This window comes from Halopelagius fulvigenes (assembly GCF_055398025.1).
Genome location: NZ_AP043846.1, coordinates 261,761 through 283,174, shown reverse-complemented (window position 1 = coordinate 283,174; position 21,414 = coordinate 261,761). Strand labels below are relative to the sequence as shown.

The following is a 21,414-nucleotide window of genomic DNA, read 5'->3' as shown; positions in this document are numbered from 1 at the left end:
CGGGTGTGCGCCGACGAAGGTTGTTCGCGCGGACCGTGATTCGAGGCCGCCTCAGGCCGCGCAGTTGTTCGGTCCGGTTTCGAGTTCCGTCGCCGACTCCTCGTTGTCGGGCGTCTCGCGGCCGGTGTTGACGGCGATGACCGTCTCGTAGTTCGCGGGCTTCTCCGGCGTGTCGTCGGTGAGTCGGTCCACGAACTCCTCCTCGTCGAGGCTCAACAGGTCCAGTTCCTCCCGCAGTTCGTCCAGCGTCGCCGAGACGAGTTCGCCGGGCGAGGCGGCGGCGTACTCGCCGTCTTCGGCCACGGTGACGTGGCCGGGGAGGACGCGCGTCTCCCCGGGGAGTTCCAGAATCGTCTCGTGGAGCGTCTCATAGAGGAGTTCCGCACCCGTCGATGCGTCGTCGTCGCCGAACTGCAGTTCCGTCCGGCCGACGGACTCGACGAACAGGGTGTCGCCCGAGAGCAGGTACTCGCCGTCCACGAGGTAGTTCACCATCTCCGTCGTGTGACCGGGGGCGGCCAGCACCTCGATTTCCACGTCGCCGACGGAGAACGTCTCCCCGTCCGAGAGCGGTCGGTAGTCGTACTCCACCTCGCGTTCGGCGGCGCGTTCGCCGAGGTGGTACGGGACGCCCAGTCTCTCGGCCAGTTCCGGGCCGCCGGAGATGTGGTCGGCGTGGACGTGCGTGTCGAAGACGCCGGTCACGCGCATCCCCTCGTCGGCGGCGACGAGTTCGAACTCGTGGTGCTGACGCGTCGCGTCCACGACCACCGCCTCGCCCGCCGAACGCGACCCGACGACGTAGCCGAGACACCCCTTCGCGCGCCGTTGCACCTGCGCGAGAAACAGGTCGTCGCTGTCGGTTTCGACTTCGACCACCTCGTACAGCTTGCTCCACTCCTGCATGCCGCCTTTGACGACGCTCACGTCCTCCCGGCCGCGCTTCCCCAGTTCGAGGCCGAAGGCGGTGGAGGAGATACCCTTCCCGCAGATGGCGACGACCGGTCCGTCGCCGAGTCGTTCGTCCACGCGGTCCCAGTCCCACTCGTCGCCGAGTCCGTCCGTCGGACTGTACGGGACGTTCACCGCGCCGCCGACGTGCCACGCCTCGAAACTGTCGGGCGGGCGCGTGTCGACGACGGTGACCGACTCCCCCGAATCGACCGAATCGGCCAGTTCCTCGACTGTCGTCTGGTGGAGGGCGCACATACGCCGACGTAGGCGAACGAGTCGCATAACCGTTCTTGCCGTCCGCGAGCATCAGGTAGCGCGACCGCTGACGGACGCGAGAAATGGAGAAACGAAACTGCCGGCGGGGTTAGACCTCGGCCTCGAAGTCTTCGAGGGCGTAGGTCGGTTCGGAACCGCGGCGGTCGAGCGTCTCGTTGGCCAAGAGCCAGTAGACGACCGACAGCGCCCGTCGACCCTTGTTGTTCGTCGGAACGACGAGGTCGACGTTGCTCGTCTGGTTGTTCGAGTCGCACATCGCGATGACCGGGATGCCGACCGTGATGGCCTCCTTGACCGCCTGCGCGTCGCCGATGGGGTCGGTGACGACGACCACGTCGGGTTCGATGTAGCCGGCGTAGTCGGGGTTCGTCAGCGTCCCCGGGATGAAGCGACCCGTGCGGGCGCGCGCGCCGACGGCGTCGGCGAACTTCTTGGCCGGGAACCGGCCGTACTGGCGCGAACTGGTGACCAGAATCTGCTCGGGGTCGTACCCCGACAGGAAGTTCGCGGCCGTCCGGATGCGCGAGTCGGTCTGACTCACGTCGAGGACGTACAGACCGTCGTCACGGACGCGGTGGATGAACCGCTCCATGTCCTTGGTCTTCTGTTGGGTACCGATGTGGACACCGGCACCGAGGTAGTCCTCGACCGGGATGAGGAGGTCCGCCTCCTCGTCCGGCATGACGTCCTCGTCGAAGACCGGTTCGGCCTCCTCTTCTTCGGCCTCGGCGGCCTCGTCCTCGGCCGCGCCCTCGTCGGCGGCGGCCTCGTCCTCGGCGGCCTCGGCGACTTCTTCCGTCGTCTCGGCTTCGGTCTCGGTCGCGTCGGACTCCTCGGCGGCCGCTTCTTCGGCCTCCGGAGCGTCCTCGTCGACGACTTCGACCGCTTCGTTATCGTTGTCTGTCATACTGCGTCGTCCGCGATGCGGATGAGTTCGTTGAGCTTGGCGGTTCGCTCGCCCTGCACCGTACCGGTCTTGATGAACGCGGCGTCGGTTGCAACGGCGAGGTGTGCGATGGTCGTGTCCTCGGTTTCGCCGGAGCGGTGCGAGATGATCGTCTCGTAGCCGTTCCGGTTCGCGAGTTCGATGGCGTCGAACGCGTCCGAGAGCGTCCCGATCTGGTTCGGCTTGATGAGGATGGAGTTCGCGGCGTCGGCGTCGATGCCGTCCTGCAACCGTTCGACGTTCGTGACGAACAAGTCGTCGCCGCAGATGAGGGTGCGGTCACCGACGCGGTCGGTGAGTTCCGCGAACCCTTCGTAGTCGTTCTCGTCGAGGGGGTCCTCGACGTAGACGAGTTCGTACTCGTCCACCAGGTCGGCGACGTACTCGATCTGCTCGTCGGTCGATTTGACCTCGTCGCCGTAGACGTAGCCGTCCTCGTCCTCGTCGTACAGTTCCGCCGCGGCCACGTCGAGGCCGAAGCGAATCTCGAAGCCGAGTTCGTCTGCGACGTCGGACACCGCCTCGTCCATCACCTCGAACGCCTCGGCGTCCGAGATGGGCGGGGCCCACGCGCCTTCGTCGCCCTTCGCCGCGGGCGTGCCACGTTCGTCCAGGATCTCGGACGCGCGGGCGTGGACCGCCGCGTTGGCGAAGACGGCCTCGGAGACGCTCGGCGCGCCGACCGGCGCGGCGAGGAACTCCTGGATGTTGGTCGCCTCCTTGGCGTGTTCGCCGCCGCCGACGATGTTCCCGAGCGGAATCGGGAAGTTCTCGCCGCGGAAGGTGCCGCCGAGGTGCTGGTACAACGGCGCACCGAGCACGTCCGCGCCGGCCTTCGCGGCCGCCATCGAGATGGCGACGGCGCTGTTCGCGCCGATTTCGGAGAAGTTGTCCGTGCCGTCGGCGGCGCGGAGTGCGGCGTCCACCTCTCGTTGGTTGCCCGCGTGAACCTCGCCGACGAGGCGCGGAATCGCGTGACGCCGCGCCGATGCGATGGCCTCCGAGGGCTGCAGTTCTATCGCTTCGTACTCGCCCGTGCTCGCGCCGCTCGGCGCTGCCGCGCGGCCGAAGCCGCCGGATTCGGTGAGCACGTCGGCCTCGACCGTCGGGTTACCGCGCGAGTCGAGGACGCGTCGGAGCGAAACGTTGGAGATTAGTGTCATATCACTTACCCTCTCGTTGTACCGTGAACGGAAGGACGCCAGCGTCGTACTCCTCGGCCGCGATGAGGATGGGTTCGCTCTGGTCCGTCTCGATGAGGACCGGCGCCCCGTACGACACCTGCAGCGCTCGCGCGCCGAGGATGCGTGCCTTCTCGTACCGATTGTAGCGCTGTTGCATTATTGGTACGGTGCGACGACGTCGACGAGGTCCTTGTGCGAGACGAGCATGCGGCGGCAGCAGTGCCGCTCGACGCCCAGTTCGTCGAGGACCTCGGCCGGGTCTTCGTCGCCCTCGCGGGCGCGAGCTTTGAACTCCTCCCAGTGTTCGCCCACGACGCTTCCACAGGTGAAACACCGGACAGGTATCATCATGGGTAGATCACCTCAGCGGTAGGATTTCTGGTAGCGAGCGCGAGCGCCCGGTCCGCCCCACTTTTTGGGTTCGGACTGCCGGACGTCGTTGACGAGGAGCGACCGGTCGAACTCCATGTAGGCGTCGCGGAGCTCCGCGTCGTTGAGATGCTGCACCAGCCCTCGCGCGATGGCCGTACGAGCGGCGTCAGCCTGTCCGGCGAAACCGCCGCCGGAGATGCTGACGTCGATGTCGACCTGCGAGCGGAGGTCCTCGCCGGCGATGCGGAACGGTTCCAGCATCTTCAGGCGGGCCATCTCCGGCTCGACGAGCTCGACGGGTTGGGAGTTGATTCGGACGCGCCCCTCGCCCTCGCGCACGGTGGCGCGGGCGATGGCGGTCTTCTTCTTACCGGACGTGTTCGTTACCATGTGACGTTAGCACCCAGTTTCTCGGAGATCTCTCCGAGCGAGATGAACTTGATGTTCGAGAGGCGGTCCAGCGAGGTGTCGTCGAGGACGTCGCCGTCCTCGTCGAACGGGTTGTCCACGTAGACGCGCACGTTCTCGAACGCCTCGCGTCCGCGAGTCGTCTTGTACGGGAGCATGCCGCGGATGGCGCGCTTGAAGATGCGGTCCGGACGCTTCGGGTAGTACGGCCCTCGGTCCGACCCGACTTCGACGCGCTTGCGGTAGACGTCCATCACGTCGTCTTCCGACCCCGTGATGACGGCGTCCTCCGCGTTGACGACGGCCACTTTCTCGCCCGCGAGCGCGCGTTGTGCGACCTCGCTGGCGACGCGACCGACGATACAGTTCCGGGCGTCGACGACGACGTCGGCGTCGAATTCGGCAAGGTTCATCGAATCACCCGCACGTTGGATCCTTCGGGATTGTTCTCTGCGATCTGTTCCAGTGCCACGGCGTCTCCGACCTGTTCGATCTTCTTGCGCGCGGACGAAGAGAAGTCCACCGCGGCGACGGTGACGTTCTTCTCCAGCACACCGCTACCCAGCACTTTGCCGGGAACGACGACGGTCTCGTCTTCCTTGGCGTACCGTTCGATGCGCCCAAGGTTGACCTCCGCGTGGGTGCGCCGGGGCTTTTCTAGACGGTCCGCGACGTCCTGCCACACGTTGGCGCCGGACTCACGAGAGACCGCCTTCAGCTCGGCGATGAGACTGTTGAGTCTCGGGTTGGTCTTACTCATTGTCTACCTCCTTTCGAGAAAATGGAGTGCAGGGAGCAGGATTTGAACCTGCGGACTCCTACGAGACAGCGCCCTGAACGCTGCGCCGTTGGCCAGACTTGGCTATCCCTGCTCGCACTCCGATTTACTGCGTGCCCCTTCAAACCCCTTTCGGTCTGGCTTGTGAGTCCGCCCGTTTCGTTCGCGGGAGACGACGCTCTCGCCGGACTGCGTCTGGCGGCCCGCCGAACTCCGTTCGGCGATGTCGCCGGGTTGCGTGCGGCGAACGAGCGTCGGGTTGGTGAAGGGACAGTCATCGATACTTAGATTGCGACCTTTTCTTCGAGTTCGGCCGCGCGCGCGCCGAGACTCTCGGCGGCGCGGCGGACGAGTTCCTCGACCGTGAACGACCCGTCCGTCTCCACGTGGAAGACGAACGCGCCGTCTACGTCGTGCACCTCGACGTCCTTGCCGGGGTACCGCTTCGTGAGGTCGTTGTCGAACTCGTCCGTGGCCACGAGGTCACCGTTCGCGGCGGTGTCGTCTGCGGCGTGTTCGGCCGCCTGCTCCTCGATGACGCCACGGAGGATGTTCGGTTCCTGTTCTTCGAACTCGCCGGCGTCGCCGACGACCTCCACGCGTTGGAGGTGTCGGTAGCCGACGGCGACTCCGCCCTGGTGCTTGGCGTGTTCCTTGCCGCGTCCGAGGACCGCGTCGGCCTCGAACTCGAGGCGTTGGCCCTCCTTCAGTTCGATGATGGGGATGTTGTCGTCCGCGGGTTGCACCATCGGGTCCGCGGACCGGATGTCCCCGGAGTACGCCGTGGCGGGTCCCTCGACGTCGAGGGACAGCGTCACGGTGTCACCCTCCTCGAAGTCGTCGAGGGGGGTCGTGAGCGGAACAAGGCCGAGTCGAAGCCCGATCATCTCGTCGAACATCACCGACGAGTTCTCGACGAACCGGACGGTGTCGACGCTGAACGTCGGCACGTCCGCGATCATTGCTCGGCGGATGCCGTTCGCGACCGCCGGGGTGAGACCCCGAACGAGGAAGCGGGCCGCTCGCTCGTCGCGTTCGATGAACTCGACCTCGAAGTCGTTTGCCATGGATTATCTTAGAGTCGGCTGTTTTTCGGCGCTCGGGTCCCGTCGTGCGGGATGGGCGTCACGTCCTCGATGCGCCCGATTTCGAGTCCGGCGCGGGCCAGCGCGCGAATCGTCGCCTGCGCGCCGGGGCCGGGGCTCTTGTTACCGTTGCCGCCGGGGCCGCGCACGCGAACGTGGAGACCCTCGATGCCGGCGGCTTTGACTTCCTCGGCCACCGTCTCGGCCATCTGCATCGCGGCGTACGGAGACGCCTCGTCTCGGTTCTGCTTCACCACGGTACCGCCGGACGACTTCGCGATCGTCTCCGCGCCCGTCTGGTCGGTGATGGTGATGAGCGTGTTGTTGAACGATGCGTGGACGTGGGCGATACCCCACTTGTCTTGGGTGTTCTCAGATTCGCTCATGTGTTACTCCTGTCCCTCCGCGCGTGCGGGGTGAAGGTCGTCCGAGAGCGGACTCGTCTCGTCGAACGCCACTCGGTCCTCTTCGACGGCCTCGACCTTCTTCGAGGGCGCGGTGACGCGGGCGTCGCCGACGACCACGTGGCCGTGGGTGATGAACTGCCGCGCCTGCTGGGGCGTCTGCGCGAGGCCCTTGCGGTACGCGACGGTCTGGAGGCGGCGTTCGAGGATGTCGGTCACGTCCAGTCGCAGGACGCGGTTGATGTTGTCGTCCTCCGAGAGGATGCCGAGGCGGCGGAGGCGGTCGAGGAAGTCCTCGCCCTCCTCCTCCGCGACGTCTAAGTCACCCTGCGCGTCGCCGATGAGGCGTCGCGCCTCGCGGCGGTAGTCGCGCAGTTCGGACTGCGCGCGCCAGAGTTCCTCTTTGTTCTTCAGGCCGTAGCGGCCCAGAAGGTCGGACTCCTGAGCGATACGCTCGCCCTGCCACGGATGGTTCGGCGTCTCGTAGAACTTGGTGTTGTTACCAGTCGCCATTATTCCTCGTCACCCGCTGCTTCCTCTGCCTGTTCTTCTTTGATAGCCTCGACGTTGACGCCGATGGTCCCCTCGGAACGTCCGGTGGACTTCGTTCGCTGTCCGCGAACCTTCTGTCCGCGCTTGTGACGGACGCCCCTGTAGGAGCTTATCATCTTCATGCGGTTGATGTCGTGGCGGCGTGCCTGTTCGAGGTCCGACCCGGTTTCGTGGCTGGTCTCTCCGCTGTAGAAGTCTTCGCGGCGGTTGACCATCCACTCGGGGGCGTGGTTATCGTAGTTCTCGACGGCATCGACGACCGAGTCGATTTCCTCTTCGTCGAGAAGACCGAAGGTCGCCGTTCGGTCCACACCCGCGGCGTCGACAATGATACGCGCCGTGCGCTTGCCGATACCCTTCATGTCTGTCAGACTCCGCTCTACCGATTTCGTTCCGTCAAGGTCCGTCTGACCTATTCGGACGAAGTATCGGAGGTTTTCCTCCTCGTCGGGAGCGTCGTCCTGTGGTTCTTCTGCACTCATGACTGGAAAGTCGCGATGAGCGTTGCGGCGGGGATTCGAACCCCGGAGGCATTAACGCCACTGAGTTAGCAACCCAGCGCCTTGGGCCATGCTTGGCTACCGCAACACGGTCATTCACTTTCGCCCGTACGGACTCGGGGCGTCCGCCCCTACAGTGTATCTATCGCAGTCGAAACAAAACGTGGTGATTACTTAAGCATCACGATACCCCGCCGGGGGTGGCACCGGGCGACGGACCCGCCGCGGCGACGGCGTTCCCGCCTCTCGTCCCCGTGCGCCGCGCTACCTCGACGCGGGCGTGCGCCGGGTTCGACGGACCGCAGAACCGCTTTACCCTTCGCGGGCGTATATAAGGCGATGAGCACGGACACCGCCCCCTCGAACGCCGAGACGCCGACGAAGCCCGTCCACGTCGAGAGCGAAGCTGAACTCGACGCCCTCGTTTCGGAGCACGAACTCGTCCTCGTGGACTTCTACACGAAGGGCTGTACGCTCTGTCAGAGCATCGAACCCGTCTTGGGGAACGTCGCGCGCGCGAAGGAGGTAGTCGTCTCGTTGTGCAACCCGCGCGAGGACCTGTCGCTGGTGGAGCGATTCTCCATTCGGAGCGTCCCGACGCTGGTTCTGTTCGAGGACGGCGAGGAAGTCGGGCGACTCGCGGAGGGGTTCCAGGGCGCGCAGGCCATCGTGGACTTCATCGACGAAGGGACGTCGGCGGACCACGGGGCCCGGCCCGGCGACGTCGAGGACGGTCGGTCGGAGCGACGGTAGTCGGAACGACGGTTTCTTCGTTCGCGTGACGTGCGAACCGAAACGCCAGATTCGTCACCCCCACCAATGTTATGTTTTAACACACCACACACCGTAGTTCGAACGTGATGAGCTACGAGAACGACCAGTCCTATCTGGACAACCTGACGGACGGCAACAAGGACGAGACCGAGGTCCCGATAGGCGACGTACAGGACATCGAAGCGCGGAGTAACGCCATGTGGCGGTGCGGCGAGTGCGGTGAGATGGGGAGAATCCGAGACGCCCTCCCGGAACGGTGTCCGGGGTGTGACACCGCGAAGGAGGAACTGTTCTACTGGGTGGAGGATTGAACCTCGCCCCGCACTCGCCGTAATTTTCACGGACGGCTTCGACCGGAGATGCTGCGCTACTGCCTACCGACAACGGGGACGGAGAGACGCATCAGGCCCCGATGTACTCCTCGTTTACGACCCACCCGTCCTCCTCGTCCTCGACGAGGTACTCGCCGTAGTAGGGGACGCGGTTCGATACGACTTCGCGGAACGCGTCTCTAACTTCGGGCTTCGTCATCTCGCCCATCGGCCGCAGGTCGTCGTTTCGGTTCAGACAGCCCTTGAGGTAGCCCTCGTGGGTGACGCGCACGCGGTGGCAGTTCGCGCAGAAGTCGGCGTTGCCCACGGGGTCTACGATCTCGACCATCCCTTCTCCCACGTAGTAGCGGCGTCGGTGGTGCATCTCCCGCCGTTCCACCCTGTCGGCCTTCTCCTCCAACCAGTCGTGGACGCGTCCGATGTCGATGTTCCACTCCGGCTTGCCCGTCAGTTCGGGCATGTACTCGATGAGTTGCAGTTGGAGGCCGGGGTTCTCGGCGACGTGGTCCACCATCCCCTCGACGTAGCCGGCGGTGTGTTCGAAGACGACCATGTTCAGTTTCACCGGGTCCAGACCGGCGTCGAGTGCCGCCTCCACCCCTTCGATGACCTTCTCGTACGCGCCCGATTTGGTTATCTCCGCGAACGCGTCGGGGTCTAAGGCGTCTTGGGAGACGTTCACCCGCGAGAGGCCCGCTTCCTTCAACGATTCCGCGCGGCCGGGGAGGAACGTCCCGTTCGTCGTCAGCGACGTCTCCATCGAGTCGGGGGTGCGTTCGATGATCTCTTCGAGGTCCTGTCGGAGCATCGGTTCCCCGCCGGTGAACTTCACCTTCTCGACGTCGAACTCCTCGGCGACTTCGAGGAAGCGCACCACGTCGTCGGTCCCCATCTCGTCGTCGCTCGGTTCCATCGGTCCCCGCGTGTCCCCCAGTCCCTCGTTGTGGCAGTAGACGCAGTCGAAGTTACACCGGTCGGTGAGGGAGATGCGGACGCCCGTAACCTCTCGTCCGAAGTCGTCCACGAGCATATGCGGAGTCTGGCCGGCGTCGTTGATAAGTTCGCCGTCGCTCGGGGTGCGGACGTAACTGCGACCGGTTACGAACGTCCCCGATTCGGCGACCACCCGGCAGTCGTGCGAGTTGTACCGCAGACTCACTCAGTACCTTCTTCGTCCCGTTCTTCGAATACTTCCTTTGCAGCATTCATTCCGTTGAGTGCCGCAGGGAATCCCGCGTACACTGCCATCTGGATGATAACTTCGATGATCTCCTCGCGCGTGCATCCGACGTTCAGTGCCCCGTGGATGTGGACCCTGAGTTGATCCTGGGCGTTTCCGAGCGTCGTCAGGGAAGCCACCGTCGCGATTTCGCGCGATCGGAGGTCGAGGCTGGATCGCGAGTAGACGTCCCCGAACGGGAACTCGATCGTGTACCGCCCTAAGTCCGGAGCGATTTCGTCGAGACTCTCGATGACCCGTTCGCCCGCCTTCCCGTCGATTTCCTGAAGTTTCCGCCACCCGCGCTCGTATCGTTCCGAGTCCGTGTTTGAACTGGGTTTCATAGTCTATCGGTCCGCTGATTGACGGTCACGCCCGTCGTTCCACTGGTCGTACACTCCATCGTCGGCTGAACAAACGAGCGCTGTGTAGATATGGTGTCGAGACCGAAACGGGGAATCAAGGCCGAACGTTCGGTGTTACTCCCTTCTTCGCACCGACATCTGTATTAGCTATCCTCACCGTAGCCACGACATGGAACGTACCGAGGCCGAACGAGCTGAGTTCTTCGGAACGCTATTCGAGGAGTTACCGGCGCCGGAGGTCGATGTCGATGCGAAGGCCGATTTTTTCGAGTTCCTCGGGAGGGCACATATGATAGCGATTCTTCATTTCTTCGCAGTTGATCCCGGGCCGTGGCGGTTTACGGAGCTACGCGAGCATCTCACCGTCCCACCGACAACGCTGACAGACAGACTTCGGGAGTTAACGGCCGCGGGTCTTTTGAACCGTCGGTCGTACGACGAAATTCCGCCGCGGGTGGAGTATAGCGCGACCGAGAGCGCGATCGCCCTCAGGCCGACGTTCAGGTGTTTGAGCCTCTGGGTGGAACAGTACGAGTGGGAGTACTGAGAGCAGGTCCCCTCCCGTCGTCTCGTTCGACAGCGGTTCCTCGTGGTGGCTGGACTGAGAGCGGAGTGTCTGACCCTCCCCCTTCAAAACCCTTATCGGGATTTCACCCGGACGTAGAACCATGGACGACGAAGCGGTACGCGACCGTCTCAGGGGCGTCGAGGACCCGGACCTCGGCGACGATATCGTCTCGCTCGGACTCGTCAACGCCGTCGAGGTGGACGAGGAGGCGGGCGTCGCCCGCATCTCGCTCGCCCTCGGCGCGCCGTACTCGCCGACCGAGAGCGAAATCGCCGCGGACGTTCGTGAGGCGCTCGCAGACACCGGTCTCGACGTGGAACTCACCGCCGCCGTCCCGTCCGACCTCTCGGCGGACGAGACAGTGTTGCCGGGCGTGAAGAACGTCATCGCCGTCGCCTCCGGCAAGGGCGGCGTCGGCAAGTCCACCGTCGCCGTCAACCTCGCGGCCGGACTCTCGCAGTTGGGCGCGAGGGTCGGCCTGTTCGACGCCGACGTGTACGGGCCGAACGTCCCCCGGATGGTCGCCGCCGACGAGGCGCCGCAGGCCACCGAATCCGAGAGCATCATCCCCCCGGAGCGGTACGGCGTGAAACTCATGTCGATGGCCTTCCTCGTCGGCGAGGACGACCCGGTCATCTGGCGCGGCCCGATGGTCCACAAGATTCTGACCCAACTCGTCGAGGACGTGGAGTGGGGCGAACTCGACTACATGGTGCTGGACTTACCGCCGGGGACGGGCGACACGCAGTTGACCATCCTCCAGACCCTCCCGCTTACGGGCGCGGTCATCGTCACGACGCCGCAGGACGTGGCCGTGGACGACGCCCGCAAGGGACTCCGCATGTTCGGCAAACACGACACCAACGTCCTCGGCATCGTCGAGAACATGTCCACGTTCGTCTGCCCGGACTGCGGGGGCGAACACGACATCTTCGGGACGGGCGGCGGCGAGGCGTTCGCCGCGGAGAACCAGATGCCGTTCCTCGGATCGCTTCCGTTGGACCCGGCGGTGCGAACCGGCGGCGACGGCGGCGAACCCGTCGTCTTAGACGACGACAGCGACACCGCGGACGCCTTCCGGCGGATGACCGAGAACGTCGCGGACATGGCCGGCGTCGTCCGCCGGCGCGAGGCCACGAGACGATGAGCGGAACGCACGACTCCGAGGAGGGCGAGCATCCGGAGGCGGATGACGCCCTCCCCGAGGAAGTCGCCGAGGAGGAACCCGACTGGGAGATGGCCCCCGACTCCGACGCCGAGTTCGAACCGGACGCGGAACGGCGCGCCGTCCTCCGCGAGGTGGCCGACGACGTGTACGGCGACACCTCCGAGAGCAAGCAGGTGGCGGCCATCCTCTACCGCGTCAGCGACCTGTACGACCCCGACGAGGACACCTCGCCCGAGGAGATTTACCTCAACGTCCGTCACATCATGGACATCAAAGAGCAGGGCGGCCTCCGGAAGGACTGACGCCTCCCCCCGCTTCACTTTCACCGCTCGTCCGACGCCCTCGGATGCTCCGTAGCGATTCTCCGACCGAAATTGTATCGTTTCGGGACTGAACCGCCGGATTTCACATTCACTACGCACTGCCGACGCGCATGCCGCGCCGGGCGGCCCGGAGAGGGACGCTTTTCCCCGTCGCGCCCCAGGGCCGAACGTGGACGCAGAACAGGACACGCTCGAAAATCCGTTCAACATGGACGCCGAGTGCACGAACTGCCCGGAACTCTGCGAGACTCGGACGTCTATCGCCCACGGGTACGGCGACGTGGGCGCGGAGTTCCTCTTCGTCGGGGAACACCCGAGCGAGGGGGCGGACCGCACGGGAATACCCTTCACCGGCGACGCGGAGGGCGAGAGGCTCCAAGGAGTCCTCGGGGAGTTGGGCTTCTCGCGTTCCCCGCCGGACGCCGATGAACCCGACCTCCAGAACGTCTTTCTGACGTACCTGACGCGGTGTCGGCACCCGGAACGCCCGCCGACCGACGAGGAGATACGGACGTGCGAACCGTACCTCAACGCCGAGGTGCGGATGATAAACCCCGAGATTATCGTCCCCGTCGGGCAACGCGCCCTCGAAGCGCTTGCCATCGACTACACGACGCGCCGCCCCGACAGTTTCGACGTCGACGAGGAACACGCGACGACCATCCGGGGCCGGGGCTTCGAACTCGTGCCGATGGTCGGACTCGACAGACAGACCGACGACCAGACCGACGAGTTCGTCGAACACCTCGTGGAGAACGTCTTCTCGCGGGACTACCGGCAGACGAAGGGTCGCCGCGGTCGGTAACGTCAGTTCCGCATTCGATTGCGGAGGCGGAGTCCGCCGGTGCCGGTCAAGAGAATCCCTCCGAGGACCGTCAGGTACCATCCGACTGCGGGGACGAACGTGGCGTCGAACCCGACGAGGGGAGAGAACGTCCGCAGGTAGAACGCGCAGAGAAACATCGCCGTACCTCCCGAAAGAAACGTGATGGCGGACTGCAACCGCGTTCGCGGGCGGAAAGCGAGTGCGAAGAGGGCGAGACTCGTCGCGCCGAGTACGACGAAGTCCCAACTTTCGATTCCGGTACCCATACCGGGGTAGTGTACCGTCGGGATCTCGGCGTCGGGCGGAAGCGCGGGGTTCGTTCCCAACCACCGGAGGTACGCACCTACTGCGACGAGCGTCGTTCCCACGAGTATCGGGAGGGCGTTTCGGACGGCGTGATGGGGCATTTCCGCTCGTTCAGCGAAGCATCGGTAAATCCCTTCTGTAAGCCCGCGCCGCGGTAGGTCGGTGACTGCGGTCGAAAATCAGTCGGGGACGAGGCTCACTCCGCCGACTTCTCGTCGCCCATCTCGTCGGTCGAATCGGTCGTTCCACCGGACGAATCGGTCGTTTCGTCCGGAGAGTCGGTCATCTCGTCGGACTCCTCCGCCGCCGACGATTGGACCTCGTCCATATCGACGGGGGTGTTCAACTTCTCCTCGTCTATGGCGGTGTTGAGCGTCTCCTTGTCGGTCACCGCACCGAGGCCCCTCTCGTCCACCGCGCTCTTTATCTTCCCCGCGTCGATGGCCGACGCGACGTTCTCGTCCTTCGAGTTCGTGGAGGACTTCAACGCCCGTCGCACGGCCACGTACCCGGCGAGTGCCGCCCCGCCCGACGCCACCGCCCCGGGGATGCCGTACCGTTTGTAGCCGAACTTCACCGCTTTCTTCCCTATCGTGTACGCGCCGAACATGACTCACGGTTCGTCCGTAAGACGCAAGAGGCTGGTTGCCCCCGAAGTCTACTGTCTTCGTCGCCTACCTCTTCCGGAGTGCGTGCTCTCCCGGTGGATGACCGACCGCTCGAAGTCTAGGGCGACGGAACCGTCGCGGCTCTCAGTCCACGCTGTCGGTGACGCGGATGTCGACTCCGCCGTCGCTCCAGAGGCTCACGGTGACGTTCGTGAGGTGAATCCGGACGCTCACGTCGACGCCGGACGTATCTTTGAACAGCATGTCGATGGCGTCGGGGTGGATGTGGTCGTAGAGGGGGAACTCGTCGTCCTGAAACGACGCGTTCTCGTGCGCTTGGACGGCTTCGAGTACGGCCTCGCTGAGCGAGATATCCTCGTTCTCGGGGTAGTACCGTCGGCGTTCGGGGTGGTCGTCCATGCTGCGTCTTCCCTAGGGTTCATCGCTCCACCGCCAAATTCTTCTCGGCAGATGAGATGAGCCTTCTACGGCACCGTTCGTGCTACGACCGCCAGTACGGCGTCTCCGTGCGTCGGGCCTTTCGGGTCGCGTACAGTCCGAGCGCACAGACGCCCCCGAGGACGGCGGCGGCGACGGCCAGCGTCGAACTGTCGGGCGCGCCGAGGAGTAGCGTGGCGACGGCCCCGACGCCGAGGACGGCGACGGCCGCCACGGAGACGACGGCGACGAGTCGCAGGGCGACCCCGCCGGATGTCGCGTCGCGGTTGGACATACGGTGCCTTGGCCCCGGGGAGACTTGAAGCGGCGGCTTGAAGGGCGCGCCACACCGAGGGGCGGGTATGACAGTCGTCGCCGTTCTCGCGGACCCCCCGCGGCCGGGCCTCGTCCTGCCGGAACTCGCAGAGACGAGTCCGCTGACCGAGGCCGAGGCCGCCGAACTCTACGCCGCGTTGCTGAAGGACACGATGAGCGCCGTCGAACGCTCCGGCGGCGACCTGCTGGTGAACTACCGCCCCGAGGACCTCCTGCCCGAGGCACACGCGGGGACGGGCGACTCCGACGCCGAGGCGGAGGTTCGAGCGCTCGCCGCCGACGCGCTCGAAGACCCGACCGCCGTCCGGTACGAGGTGCAGGTCGGGTCCTCCTTCTCAGCGCGCGCGGGCAACACGGCGACGCACCTCCTCCGCGAGGAGGGCGTTCAGTCCGTCGCCATCGTCCGCGGCACCGCCCCGTTCCTCTTCCGTTCGACCGTCGACTCCGCGGCGATGAAACTGCGGAGCAACTCGGTCGTCCTCGGTCCGTCGCCGCGCGGTCGGACGTACTACGCGGGGTTCTCCGAACCCGTGGACTACGCCGAGGCGTTCCGGACGCCCGAACTGGAGACGTTGGTCGCCCGCGCGAACGACGCCGGCTTGGACGCGGGGTTCATGGAGATGCAACCGTCGGTCGAACGCGGCGAGGACCTCCTGTCGGTCGTCCCGATGGTCCGCGCCCGGTGGCAGGCGAGTCGCATCGTCCCCGCCCACACCGCGGAGTTCGTCGTCGAACGCGGCCTCCGCGTCGTCGAGGAGGACGGCGCCCCGACGCTCGTCGCGGAGTGAGTCGGGCGCGCGCCGCCGAGTCCGGGACGCGTCCGTCGGTCCTCTAGGCCGACTAACGCGTCCGTTCGGGGGCCACATCGACTTTCCGCGTTCCTTCCGAACGTCCCGTATGGTCAGCTTCGGCGGCGCAAAACGGACGGGGAAACACATCGCGTCGGACTTCTCGAACAAGAACGTGACGTTCATGGCGGCGGGCATCGCCTACAACGCGTTCGTCTCGCTCGTCCCGATGTTGCTCCTCTTGCTCCTGATAGTCTCGACGTTCGGCGGCGGTCTGGAGGAGCGACTCGTCACGCTCGCACAGACATCGCTTCCGGGTCCCATCGCGGACGTCATCACCAGCGTGTTCAGCGGCGGGTCGAGCGCCGCCGGCGCGTCGGCCATCGGGCTGGTCGTGCTCGTGTGGGGGACGCTGAAGATATTCCGCGGCCTCGACACCGCCTTCTCGGAGATTTACGAGACCGAGGGGCAGAACTCCATCGTGGACCAACTGAAGGACGGACTCGTCGTCCTCGTGGCCCTCCTCGTCGCCATCGTGGCGACGGCGGGAGCGAGCATCGCCTTCGCCTGGCTCTCGGATCAGATTCCGTACATCGGCGTCCTGACACCGTTAGTGCTCGTCGGCGGACTGCTCATCGCGTTCCTCCCGATGTACGTCCGCTTCCCCGACGCGAACCTCGGGTGGAAGGAAGCCCTCCCCGGCGCGGCGTTCGCGGCGGTCGGATGGGCGGCGCTGCAGGCGCTGTTTCAGGTGTACCTCTCGTTCAAAGGCGGCGGGTCGGAGGGCTTCTTCGGCGGCGTCATCGTCGTCGTCACGTGGCTGTACTTCTCGGGGATGGTCCTGCTCCTCGGCGCGGTGATAAACTCCGTGCTCACCGGGCAGTCGTCGGGGCGCGCCGGCGGCGTCGGCACGGGTGCGTCCGGGTACCGAACGCGGCGCGAGGAGGAGCTCGACCCCGACGAGTTCGCCCGGTACCTCACCGAACTCCGGGAGGACGTGACCGGCCACTACGAGGAGATGCGGCCGACAATCGGCGGCGAGGACGACGAGCGACGCCCCCGCCCGCGCGGCGAAGTGAAGCTGATAGAGCAGTCCAAGCGCGACGGCGACGACGAGGAGTGGTCCGTCGCGTTCCGTTGGCGGAGCCCGGCCGACGGGTCGGACCGGGAACGGACGCCCGCGCCCGCGGACGACTGAGGAAGTCGCCGTGACAGTCCGACCGAAGACGGGGGAGGAGGGCCTCGAAGAGAGGTATCGGGGACCACCTATCCCGATCGGATTTCCGTCGTGCGATATCCGCAGAACGAACCCGGTCAGTACGGCTCGAAAGAAAAGACGTCCGATATCACCGTTTCAGACACCGCTTATGGAACTTCCTCGACGCGCGTCTCGCACGTTGAGCAGGTGTCTTTGTCGATGGCGACGTACACCGACTCGCAGTCCGGACAGCGAAACAACGATACCGCTGACTCCTCTTGCGGTGCTTCCGGGGTACTTCCCGGGGTCGCTCGTTCCCCGGGGCCTCCGAACCATCCGCCGACCGAGTCCACCCACTTGGAGATGGCCTTCACGGTCACTCACCGCCCGGTACCGTCGGCCGGAGGTGCGCCCGAAGCTCGTCCGTTCGGTCCCCGAGCGTCACAGTTCGATCCTCGGCGTCGTACTCGACGAACTCCGAATCGGCCATCTTCGGGAGGTGGTTGTGCACGAGGGAGATTTCGACGGCGTCCCTCTCGCCACCCCGACGGTCGAGGTCGGTGAGGGAAGCCTCCCACTCGACGAGTTCCGTCGCCAACGTTTCGACGGGTACCGGCATCTCGACGGTCAGTAGGTTATCGAGCACGAACCGGCGTCGCGGGTTGGACAGGACGTCGAAGAGTTCGTCCTGATGGTCGCCGCCCGCATCGAACTCCGATAGGTCCCTGTCTGAGAGCTCAGTAGTCACGTCTAACCGGAGTGCCCTCGTCCGGATAACTGTTATTCTGCGTATATATTGAATGTTGCTAAAATAGCAGTCCGTGGTGCTCAGATCAGGTTTACCACAGTCTTCTGTGCGGCGACTCGCATTTTCGAACCTCGAAGAGGCGCTTTCCACAGGGGCGGATCGGGGGTGGGTGTTCACTCGCCCTCGTCGTCGCCCTGCCCGTCGTCGTAGGGGTCGGTGAAGAAGAAGTGGTTGAACGGTTGTACTCGTCGCTGACGGAGGAGTTCCGAACTCTCTATCGAGAGTCCGATTTCGTGCATCGCGTCGGTCATGCGGACGGTGTCAGACGTGTTGACTCCGACGGCTTCGACGAACAGGTTCCGCCGGCCGGTCAACGTCTCTCGAACGTCCACGACGCCCCGGATGTTGAGTACCTGTTCGACCATCTCCGACCGGTCCGTCGGCGGTGCCGAGCAGACGAAGAGTATCTGAAGGGGGAGATTCGCCTTCTCGTAGTCGATTTTCGGGTGGTAGCCTTCGATGATTCCGTCGGATTCGAGTTCGTTGATTCGATTCCGAACGGTGCTGGCGGAGACGTCCACCTTGTCGGCGATCTCCTGGGCCGTCCGATTCCGGGCGTCGAGTTGGAGTTCGTGCAGGATACCCCTATCCACGTTGTCAAGTTCGACCATGCCGGAGTCATCGACTGCCACGCTAATAGAGCCTCGCCGTAAACCGTATCAGGCCGTATCGTCGGTTCAGCGGCGGATTCTCCGCTCGATCCGGTACCTCACTCGCTCGTCGGGGTACTCCCGCGTCGGGGATGAGAACGACACCTTCAACTTTTTCGGGCTTAGACATGAGTACACACCTCGACGGTGGCGATTCCTCGACTTTCGAGGCCGTCCAATCGTGCCTCGATGGTCCGAGCGGTCGTCACCGGTGTCGTGGTTTGAAGCCGCGAAATCGCATGACAGTGCCGAGGTGCGAACATATCAACCCGGTGGGATGGCGGAGTGGACTAACGCGCCTGCCTTGAAAGCAGGTGGCCTTCGGCCTCCTGGGTTCAAATCCCAGTCCCACCGCATTCTAACGCGAACTATCCAGCGATCACCTCGTGTGCTCGCCTCCCCGTGAGCGTCTGACTGCTTGTACGACTGGATTCGACGCAGGGAGCGACGCGGTCCGAGAGGGCCGCGCTTCGCGTGACACTCTCCCGCAGATGCGTAACGGCTTTGAGTTGGCCTTCCAACAGGGAGGTATGGACTGGCCACACGACCCGGACGGCGAAGCGGGGTCAGAGGGAATGCGGAAGTTCGGCCACGCGATAATCGCGAAGAAGATAGACGAAGAGGAGGACTTCCCCCTCTCGCGTGACGAGTTCGTCGCCGAGTACGGCGACGACCCCATTCGCATCGACTACGAACGAGTCGTCCCGATGCGCGAAATCTTCGACCACGTCGAGGAGGAGGAGTTCGACGACTTCGTGGAGTTCCATCAGGCGCTGGGCCGCGCGATGCGACGCGAGGGGTACTGGTTCTACGAGGGTTCCGAGGCGTTCGTCTGAAGCGCGACGGGCGCGCGACCCTCGACTGCGTCGCCGAACCGCCGTGAGCGACGGGTGTCGGCGGACGACGCTCGCGCCGCGTCTGCGGTACGGACGCTCACTCTTCGTCGAGGGAGACGCGGTCCGCAATCTCCCTCTCGGGCGACGTGCGCTCCCAGTTGCGGGGAGCGTCGCCGCCGACTTCGGCCTGCACCTTCTCCTCTAGGAGGTTGACGGCGACGCTGTTTGCCCCCTCGGGGATGATGAGGTCGGCGTGCTTCTTCGAGGGTTCGATGAACTGTTCGTGCATCGGTTTGACCGTCGAGAGGTACTGGTCGATGACGCCCTCCAGATCGCGGCCCCTGTCGATGACGTCGCGTTGGATGCGCCGGAGGATGCGGACGTCGGCGTCCGTCTCGACGTACAGGCGGAGGTCGAGCATCTCGTTTATCTCCTCGTCGTAGAGCGCGAGGATGCCTTCGAGGATGACGACGTCCGTCGGTTCGACCCGAACCGTCTCGTCTCTCCGGTTGTGTATCTCGAAGTCGTACTGCGGCATCTCTATCGCTCTGCCTTCGAGGAGCGTCGATAACTGCTCGCGGAGCAGTTCCCACTCGAACGCCGAGGGGTGGTCGTAGTTGACCGACTCGCGTTCTCGGACGTCGAGGTGGCTCTGGTCCTCGTAGTAGTTGTCGAGCGGAATTCGCGTGACCGACTCACCGACGTTCTCGGTGATGAGTCGCGCCACCGTCGTCTTCCCCGCACCGGTCCCGCCGGCGATACCGATGACGAACGAGGGGATGGTCATCGGTGGAGAACGCGCGGCGAGCGGTTTGAACGTGGTGGTTCGCCGCCCGTCCGAGGCGTGCGGACACGCGACCCGGGGACGAAATGATAACGTATAGTCATTTTGGCCGGATGCCCACTATTCCCTCCGAGAAGGGTAGAATCGCCCGATCTAGGTACATCAAGGGGTAATTTTATAAACGGGTAATGCCTTTGCGTGCCACATGGCACGTGATATCGTACGACGAGATTTCCTGAAACGAGTCGGCGCGGCGGGCGCCGTGGGAGCAGCGGGGCTATCGGGCTGTATCGGAAGCCCGGGCGGAAGCGGCGGTGGCGGCGGTGGCGGCGGTAGCGGCGACGGCCCGAACGGCCTCGTCGTCATCGGCTACCCCGAGAGTGGTATCCAACTGTTCCGCGACTATTACAGCGCGAGCGACGGAGACGAGAAGATTCTGGTCCCCGACGGGCTTCGCGACGGCGCGATGCCCGGTCAGGTCGGCAACGACATGGCGAACGTCACGGGTACCGCACCCGCAGCGGGCGGCCCGAAGCAGGAGGCGTTCACCTCGATGTTCGAAGAGGAGTACGGAAGTGCGCCGGGCGTGTTCACGGCGCAGTCGTACGACTCGGTCGCAATCCTGTTGCTGGCGAACGCCGCCGCGGGGGAGAACAGCGGTTCGAAACTGAAAGAACAGATGCGGCGTATCGCCAACCCCGGCGGGATGGAAGTCGGTCCGGACAACTTCGTCGAGGGGATGGAGGCGGCCGCGAACGGCGAAGATATCAACTATCAGGGCGCATCCTCGTCGACCAACTTCGACCAGAACGGCGACCCGGCGTCTGCGGCGTACTCCATCTGGAAGTTCGCTCCGGACGAGAACAGCACGAAGACCGTCGAGACGCAGAACTTCGAAGGCGAGAACCCCGAAGGCAAGGGCCCGTCCGCCGACAGCGGACCCGGCGGCTCCGACCGCCAACTCTCCGTCGGCATCCTCCTGCCCGAAACGGGTGACCTCGCATCCGTGGGCCAGCCGATGATTCGGGCCGCGCAGTTGCCGGTCAAGCAGGTTAACGACGCGAATCCCGCGGGCCTCTCCGCGAACGCCAAAATCGAGGACACGCAGACGTCGCCCGACGCCGGCATCTCGGCGGCGCAGTCGCTCGTGAGCGCCGGCGTCCCGGGCGTCTGTGGGTCGGCGTCCTCCGGCGTGAACGTCCCCGTCTCACAGGAGGCGTTCATCCCGAACGAAGTCGTGGGCTGTTCGCCGTCCTCGACGGCGCTGTCGGTGTCGAACCTCGACGACAACGACTACATCTTCCGGACGGCGCCGTCGGACTTCCTGCAGGGCCGCGTCATGGCGCAGGTCATGTCCGAACGCCTCGGAGCGAGTTCCGTCTCGACGCTGTACGTCAACAACGACTACGGCCAGCAACTCTCGGAACGCTTCGCCAGCGTGTTCAAAGACCAGTTCGACGGCGAGGTGTACCACCAAGTCGCGTTCAACATCGGCGAGTCCTCCTACTCGTCGGTCATCGAGAAGGCCCTGTCGCCGCCGGAGAACTGAGCGGCGAATCGAATCCGATCTTCTTTCGACGTACCGCACCCAGCGACGGCTACGTCCGAGTTTTCGACCTCACTCGACA

31 protein-coding genes and 3 tRNA genes are annotated in these 21,414 nt (G+C 64.9%); 11 read left to right on the top strand and 23 right to left on the bottom strand.

The annotated features are described in order from the left end of the window. Positions 1-51: 51 nt before the first annotated feature. The 14 genes from ACZ522_RS05785 to ACZ522_RS05720 all read right to left on the bottom strand — a co-directional run bounded on the left by ACZ522_RS05785 (position 52) and on the right by ACZ522_RS05720 (position 7,547). A complete protein-coding gene (locus tag ACZ522_RS05785) occupies positions 52-1,209 on the bottom strand; it encodes an MBL fold metallo-hydrolase (RefSeq protein ID WP_379694118.1) in 1,158 nt (385 codons plus the stop codon). A gap of 109 nt (positions 1,210-1,318) precedes the next feature. Continuing rightward, positions 1,319-2,137, bottom strand: a complete 819-nt coding sequence (gene rpsB / locus ACZ522_RS05780) for a 30S ribosomal protein S2 (protein WP_379694121.1) — start codon at positions 2,135-2,137, stop codon at positions 1,319-1,321. Further along, positions 2,134-3,339, bottom strand: a complete 1,206-nt coding sequence (gene eno / locus ACZ522_RS05775) for a phosphopyruvate hydratase (protein WP_379694124.1) — start codon at positions 3,337-3,339, stop codon at positions 2,134-2,136. The genes rpsB and eno overlap by 4 nt, the downstream gene beginning before the upstream one ends. Before the next feature lies 1 nt (position 3,340). Continuing rightward, positions 3,341-3,517 carry a DNA-directed RNA polymerase subunit K gene (locus ACZ522_RS05770; protein ID WP_092533825.1) on the bottom strand — a complete coding sequence of 59 codons (177 nt, stop codon included), beginning with the start codon at positions 3,515-3,517 and terminating at the stop codon, positions 3,341-3,343. After that, positions 3,517-3,711, bottom strand: coding sequence for a DNA-directed RNA polymerase subunit N (locus ACZ522_RS05765; protein WP_379694128.1), 195 nt, complete (start codon positions 3,709-3,711; stop codon positions 3,517-3,519). Before ACZ522_RS05765 ends, ACZ522_RS05770 begins: the two co-directional genes overlap by 1 nt. A 12-nt stretch (positions 3,712-3,723) precedes the next feature. Further along, positions 3,724-4,122 carry a 30S ribosomal protein S9 gene (locus ACZ522_RS05760; protein ID WP_379694131.1) on the bottom strand — a complete coding sequence of 133 codons (399 nt, stop codon included), beginning with the start codon at positions 4,120-4,122 and terminating at the stop codon, positions 3,724-3,726. Next, the gene (locus tag ACZ522_RS05755) at positions 4,116-4,553 is read right to left on the bottom strand and encodes a 50S ribosomal protein L13 (RefSeq protein ID WP_379694134.1); all 438 of its coding nucleotides are present in this window, start codon (positions 4,551-4,553) and stop codon (positions 4,116-4,118) included. The genes ACZ522_RS05760 and ACZ522_RS05755 overlap by 7 nt, the downstream gene beginning before the upstream one ends. Further along, positions 4,550-4,900: a 50S ribosomal protein L18e gene (locus ACZ522_RS05750; protein ID WP_092533837.1), complete on the bottom strand. Its 351-nt coding sequence runs from the start codon at positions 4,898-4,900 to the stop codon at positions 4,550-4,552. The genes ACZ522_RS05755 and ACZ522_RS05750 overlap by 4 nt, the downstream gene beginning before the upstream one ends. Positions 4,901-4,927: 27 nt before the next feature. Further along, positions 4,928-5,012: transfer RNA gene (locus ACZ522_RS05745), tRNA-Leu, on the bottom strand. A gap of 190 nt (positions 5,013-5,202) precedes the next feature. Next, positions 5,203-5,985: a DNA-directed RNA polymerase subunit D gene (locus ACZ522_RS05740; protein WP_379694136.1), complete on the bottom strand. Its 783-nt coding sequence runs from the start codon at positions 5,983-5,985 to the stop codon at positions 5,203-5,205. An 8-nt stretch (positions 5,986-5,993) separates the two neighbouring features. Further along, positions 5,994-6,389: a 30S ribosomal protein S11 gene (locus ACZ522_RS05735; protein WP_379694139.1), complete on the bottom strand. Its 396-nt coding sequence runs from the start codon at positions 6,387-6,389 to the stop codon at positions 5,994-5,996. 3 nt (positions 6,390-6,392) lie between these two features. After that, complete coding sequence (locus tag ACZ522_RS05730) at positions 6,393-6,920, bottom strand: 30S ribosomal protein S4 (protein ID WP_379694142.1); 528 nt, start codon at positions 6,918-6,920, stop codon at positions 6,393-6,395. Then, entirely contained in the window at positions 6,920-7,441 is a 522-nt protein-coding gene (locus ACZ522_RS05725) for a 30S ribosomal protein S13 (RefSeq protein WP_379694145.1), read from the bottom strand. The genes ACZ522_RS05730 and ACZ522_RS05725 overlap by 1 nt, the downstream gene beginning before the upstream one ends. Positions 7,442-7,461: 20 nt before the next feature. Beyond that, a tRNA-Ser gene (locus ACZ522_RS05720) sits at positions 7,462-7,547 on the bottom strand. A gap of 251 nt (positions 7,548-7,798) precedes the next feature. Between ACZ522_RS05720 and ACZ522_RS05715 the strand changes: the two genes are divergently transcribed. Both ACZ522_RS05715 and ACZ522_RS05710 read left to right on the top strand, forming a co-directional pair. After that, positions 7,799-8,212: a thioredoxin family protein gene (locus tag ACZ522_RS05715; protein WP_379694148.1), complete on the top strand. Its 414-nt coding sequence runs from the start codon at positions 7,799-7,801 to the stop codon at positions 8,210-8,212. Between the two features lie 107 nt (positions 8,213-8,319). After that, positions 8,320-8,544 (top strand): DUF7130 family rubredoxin-like protein, encoded by a 225-nt coding sequence (locus ACZ522_RS05710; RefSeq protein ID WP_379694151.1) that lies wholly within the window; start codon positions 8,320-8,322, stop codon positions 8,542-8,544. 91 nt (positions 8,545-8,635) lie between these two features. Here the strand turns inward: ACZ522_RS05710 and moaA are convergent, their stop codons facing one another. Both moaA and ACZ522_RS05700 read right to left on the bottom strand, forming a co-directional pair. Then, complete coding sequence (gene moaA / locus ACZ522_RS05705) at positions 8,636-9,595, bottom strand: GTP 3',8-cyclase MoaA (protein ID WP_379694572.1); 960 nt, start codon at positions 9,593-9,595, stop codon at positions 8,636-8,638. A gap of 125 nt (positions 9,596-9,720) precedes the next feature. Further along, positions 9,721-10,128 carry a carboxymuconolactone decarboxylase family protein gene (locus tag ACZ522_RS05700; protein ID WP_379694154.1) on the bottom strand — a complete coding sequence of 136 codons (408 nt, stop codon included), beginning with the start codon at positions 10,126-10,128 and terminating at the stop codon, positions 9,721-9,723. Positions 10,129-10,318: 190 nt separating this feature from the next. On the opposite strand from ACZ522_RS05700, the gene ACZ522_RS05695 reads away from it, so the two are divergent. The 4 genes from ACZ522_RS05695 (at position 10,319) to ACZ522_RS05680 (ending at position 13,013) form a co-directional block, all read left to right on the top strand. After that, positions 10,319-10,696, top strand: coding sequence for a winged helix-turn-helix transcriptional regulator (locus ACZ522_RS05695; protein WP_379694156.1), 378 nt, complete (start codon positions 10,319-10,321; stop codon positions 10,694-10,696). Between the two features lie 121 nt (positions 10,697-10,817). After that, complete coding sequence (locus ACZ522_RS05690) at positions 10,818-11,864, top strand: Mrp/NBP35 family ATP-binding protein (protein WP_379694158.1); 1,047 nt, start codon at positions 10,818-10,820, stop codon at positions 11,862-11,864. Continuing rightward, positions 11,861-12,187, top strand: coding sequence for a hypothetical protein (locus tag ACZ522_RS05685; protein WP_379694161.1), 327 nt, complete (start codon positions 11,861-11,863; stop codon positions 12,185-12,187). The genes ACZ522_RS05690 and ACZ522_RS05685 overlap by 4 nt, the downstream gene beginning before the upstream one ends. 229 nt (positions 12,188-12,416) lie before the next feature. Next, positions 12,417-13,013: a uracil-DNA glycosylase gene (locus ACZ522_RS05680; protein WP_379694575.1), complete on the top strand. Its 597-nt coding sequence runs from the start codon at positions 12,417-12,419 to the stop codon at positions 13,011-13,013. A 2-nt stretch (positions 13,014-13,015) separates the two neighbouring features. Here ACZ522_RS05680 and ACZ522_RS05675 read toward each other — a convergent pair whose 3' ends face one another. From ACZ522_RS05675 to ACZ522_RS05660, 4 genes are all read right to left on the bottom strand, one after another. Then, positions 13,016-13,441 carry a hypothetical protein gene (locus ACZ522_RS05675; protein ID WP_379694164.1) on the bottom strand — a complete coding sequence of 142 codons (426 nt, stop codon included), beginning with the start codon at positions 13,439-13,441 and terminating at the stop codon, positions 13,016-13,018. 95 nt (positions 13,442-13,536) lie between these two features. After that, positions 13,537-13,950: a hypothetical protein gene (locus ACZ522_RS05670; protein WP_379694166.1), complete on the bottom strand. Its 414-nt coding sequence runs from the start codon at positions 13,948-13,950 to the stop codon at positions 13,537-13,539. Between the two features lie 142 nt (positions 13,951-14,092). Then, on the bottom strand, positions 14,093-14,368 hold the full coding sequence (locus ACZ522_RS05665) for a HalOD1 output domain-containing protein (protein ID WP_379694169.1): 276 nt from the start codon (positions 14,366-14,368) through the stop codon (positions 14,093-14,095). Between the two features lie 82 nt (positions 14,369-14,450). Then, positions 14,451-14,681: a hypothetical protein gene (locus ACZ522_RS05660; RefSeq protein WP_379694172.1), complete on the bottom strand. Its 231-nt coding sequence runs from the start codon at positions 14,679-14,681 to the stop codon at positions 14,451-14,453. Between the two features lie 67 nt (positions 14,682-14,748). Here ACZ522_RS05660 and ACZ522_RS05655 point away from each other — a divergent pair, with 67 nt between their 5' ends. Beyond that, positions 14,749-15,510, top strand: coding sequence for a hypothetical protein (locus ACZ522_RS05655; protein WP_379694173.1), 762 nt, complete (start codon positions 14,749-14,751; stop codon positions 15,508-15,510). Between the two features lie 109 nt (positions 15,511-15,619). After that, complete coding sequence (locus ACZ522_RS05650) at positions 15,620-16,708, top strand: YihY/virulence factor BrkB family protein (RefSeq protein ID WP_379694176.1); 1,089 nt, start codon at positions 15,620-15,622, stop codon at positions 16,706-16,708. Between the two features lie 376 nt (positions 16,709-17,084). Here ACZ522_RS05650 and ACZ522_RS05645 read toward each other — a convergent pair whose 3' ends face one another. Both ACZ522_RS05645 and ACZ522_RS05640 read right to left on the bottom strand, forming a co-directional pair. Beyond that, complete coding sequence (locus ACZ522_RS05645; RefSeq protein ID WP_379694178.1) at positions 17,085-17,456, bottom strand: DUF7344 domain-containing protein; 372 nt, start codon at positions 17,454-17,456, stop codon at positions 17,085-17,087. Positions 17,457-17,629: 173 nt separating this feature from the next. Next, positions 17,630-18,148: an Lrp/AsnC family transcriptional regulator gene (locus tag ACZ522_RS05640; protein WP_379694181.1), complete on the bottom strand. Its 519-nt coding sequence runs from the start codon at positions 18,146-18,148 to the stop codon at positions 17,630-17,632. A 289-nt stretch (positions 18,149-18,437) separates the two neighbouring features. Here ACZ522_RS05640 and ACZ522_RS05635 point away from each other — a divergent pair. After that, positions 18,438-18,520: transfer RNA gene (locus ACZ522_RS05635), tRNA-Ser, on the top strand. A 176-nt stretch (positions 18,521-18,696) separates the two neighbouring features. Then, entirely contained in the window at positions 18,697-19,002 is a 306-nt protein-coding gene (locus ACZ522_RS05630; RefSeq protein WP_092533898.1) for a DUF5785 family protein, read from the top strand. 97 nt (positions 19,003-19,099) lie between these two features. Here the strand turns inward: ACZ522_RS05630 and udk are convergent, their stop codons facing one another. Beyond that, positions 19,100-19,789: a uridine kinase gene (udk, locus tag ACZ522_RS05625; protein ID WP_379694184.1), complete on the bottom strand. Its 690-nt coding sequence runs from the start codon at positions 19,787-19,789 to the stop codon at positions 19,100-19,102. Positions 19,790-19,991: 202 nt separating this feature from the next. Here udk and ACZ522_RS05620 point away from each other — a divergent pair, with 202 nt between their 5' ends. Beyond that, entirely contained in the window at positions 19,992-21,335 is a 1,344-nt protein-coding gene (locus ACZ522_RS05620; RefSeq protein ID WP_379694187.1) for an ABC transporter substrate-binding protein, read from the top strand. Positions 21,336-21,414: the final 79 nt, after the last annotated feature.

Excerpts from the sequence above, each read along its gene's own strand:
- ACZ522_RS05735 (WP_379694139.1), bottom strand. The coding sequence starts at position 6,389 with ATGAGCGAATCTGAGAACACCCAAGACAAGTGGGGTATCGCCCACGTC.
- ACZ522_RS05770 (WP_092533825.1), bottom strand. The coding sequence starts at position 3,517 with ATGCAACAGCGCTACAATCGGTACGAGAAGGCACGCATCCTCGGCGCG.
- ACZ522_RS05710 (WP_379694151.1), top strand. The coding sequence starts at position 8,320 with ATGAGCTACGAGAACGACCAGTCCTATCTGGACAACCTGACGGACGGC.
- ACZ522_RS05650 (WP_379694176.1), top strand. The coding sequence starts at position 15,620 with ATGGTCAGCTTCGGCGGCGCAAAACGGACGGGGAAACACATCGCGTCG.
- eno (WP_379694124.1), bottom strand. The coding sequence starts at position 3,339 with ATGACACTAATCTCCAACGTTTCGCTCCGACGCGTCCTCGACTCGCGC.
- moaA (WP_379694572.1), bottom strand. The coding sequence starts at position 9,595 with ATGCTCGTGGACGACTTCGGACGAGAGGTTACGGGCGTCCGCATCTCC.
- ACZ522_RS05690 (WP_379694158.1), top strand. The coding sequence starts at position 10,818 with ATGGACGACGAAGCGGTACGCGACCGTCTCAGGGGCGTCGAGGACCCG.
- ACZ522_RS05750 (WP_092533837.1), bottom strand. The coding sequence starts at position 4,900 with ATGAGTAAGACCAACCCGAGACTCAACAGTCTCATCGCCGAGCTGAAG.
- ACZ522_RS05715 (WP_379694148.1), top strand. The coding sequence starts at position 7,799 with ATGAGCACGGACACCGCCCCCTCGAACGCCGAGACGCCGACGAAGCCC.
- ACZ522_RS05670 (WP_379694166.1), bottom strand. The coding sequence starts at position 13,950 with ATGTTCGGCGCGTACACGATAGGGAAGAAAGCGGTGAAGTTCGGCTAC.
- ACZ522_RS05740 (WP_379694136.1), bottom strand. The coding sequence starts at position 5,985 with ATGGCAAACGACTTCGAGGTCGAGTTCATCGAACGCGACGAGCGAGCG.
- ACZ522_RS05760 (WP_379694131.1), bottom strand. The coding sequence starts at position 4,122 with ATGGTAACGAACACGTCCGGTAAGAAGAAGACCGCCATCGCCCGCGCC.
- ACZ522_RS05765 (WP_379694128.1), bottom strand. The coding sequence starts at position 3,711 with ATGATGATACCTGTCCGGTGTTTCACCTGTGGAAGCGTCGTGGGCGAA.
- ACZ522_RS05700 (WP_379694154.1), bottom strand. The coding sequence starts at position 10,128 with ATGAAACCCAGTTCAAACACGGACTCGGAACGATACGAGCGCGGGTGG.
- ACZ522_RS05680 (WP_379694575.1), top strand. The coding sequence starts at position 12,417 with ATGGACGCCGAGTGCACGAACTGCCCGGAACTCTGCGAGACTCGGACG.
- ACZ522_RS05730 (WP_379694142.1), bottom strand. The coding sequence starts at position 6,920 with ATGGCGACTGGTAACAACACCAAGTTCTACGAGACGCCGAACCATCCG.
- ACZ522_RS05630 (WP_092533898.1), top strand. The coding sequence starts at position 18,697 with ATGGACTGGCCACACGACCCGGACGGCGAAGCGGGGTCAGAGGGAATG.
- ACZ522_RS05675 (WP_379694164.1), bottom strand. The coding sequence starts at position 13,441 with ATGCCCCATCACGCCGTCCGAAACGCCCTCCCGATACTCGTGGGAACG.
- ACZ522_RS05785 (WP_379694118.1), bottom strand. The coding sequence starts at position 1,209 with ATGTGCGCCCTCCACCAGACGACAGTCGAGGAACTGGCCGATTCGGTC.
- ACZ522_RS05655 (WP_379694173.1), top strand. The coding sequence starts at position 14,749 with ATGACAGTCGTCGCCGTTCTCGCGGACCCCCCGCGGCCGGGCCTCGTC.
- udk (WP_379694184.1), bottom strand. The coding sequence starts at position 19,789 with ATGACCATCCCCTCGTTCGTCATCGGTATCGCCGGCGGGACCGGTGCG.
- ACZ522_RS05665 (WP_379694169.1), bottom strand. The coding sequence starts at position 14,368 with ATGGACGACCACCCCGAACGCCGACGGTACTACCCCGAGAACGAGGAT.
- ACZ522_RS05755 (WP_379694134.1), bottom strand. The coding sequence starts at position 4,553 with ATGAACCTTGCCGAATTCGACGCCGACGTCGTCGTCGACGCCCGGAAC.
- rpsB (WP_379694121.1), bottom strand. The coding sequence starts at position 2,137 with ATGACAGACAACGATAACGAAGCGGTCGAAGTCGTCGACGAGGACGCT.
- ACZ522_RS05695 (WP_379694156.1), top strand. The coding sequence starts at position 10,319 with ATGGAACGTACCGAGGCCGAACGAGCTGAGTTCTTCGGAACGCTATTC.
- ACZ522_RS05620 (WP_379694187.1), top strand. The coding sequence starts at position 19,992 with ATGGCACGTGATATCGTACGACGAGATTTCCTGAAACGAGTCGGCGCG.
- ACZ522_RS05685 (WP_379694161.1), top strand. The coding sequence starts at position 11,861 with ATGAGCGGAACGCACGACTCCGAGGAGGGCGAGCATCCGGAGGCGGAT.
- ACZ522_RS05660 (WP_379694172.1), bottom strand. The coding sequence starts at position 14,681 with ATGTCCAACCGCGACGCGACATCCGGCGGGGTCGCCCTGCGACTCGTC.
- ACZ522_RS05725 (WP_379694145.1), bottom strand. The coding sequence starts at position 7,441 with ATGAGTGCAGAAGAACCACAGGACGACGCTCCCGACGAGGAGGAAAAC.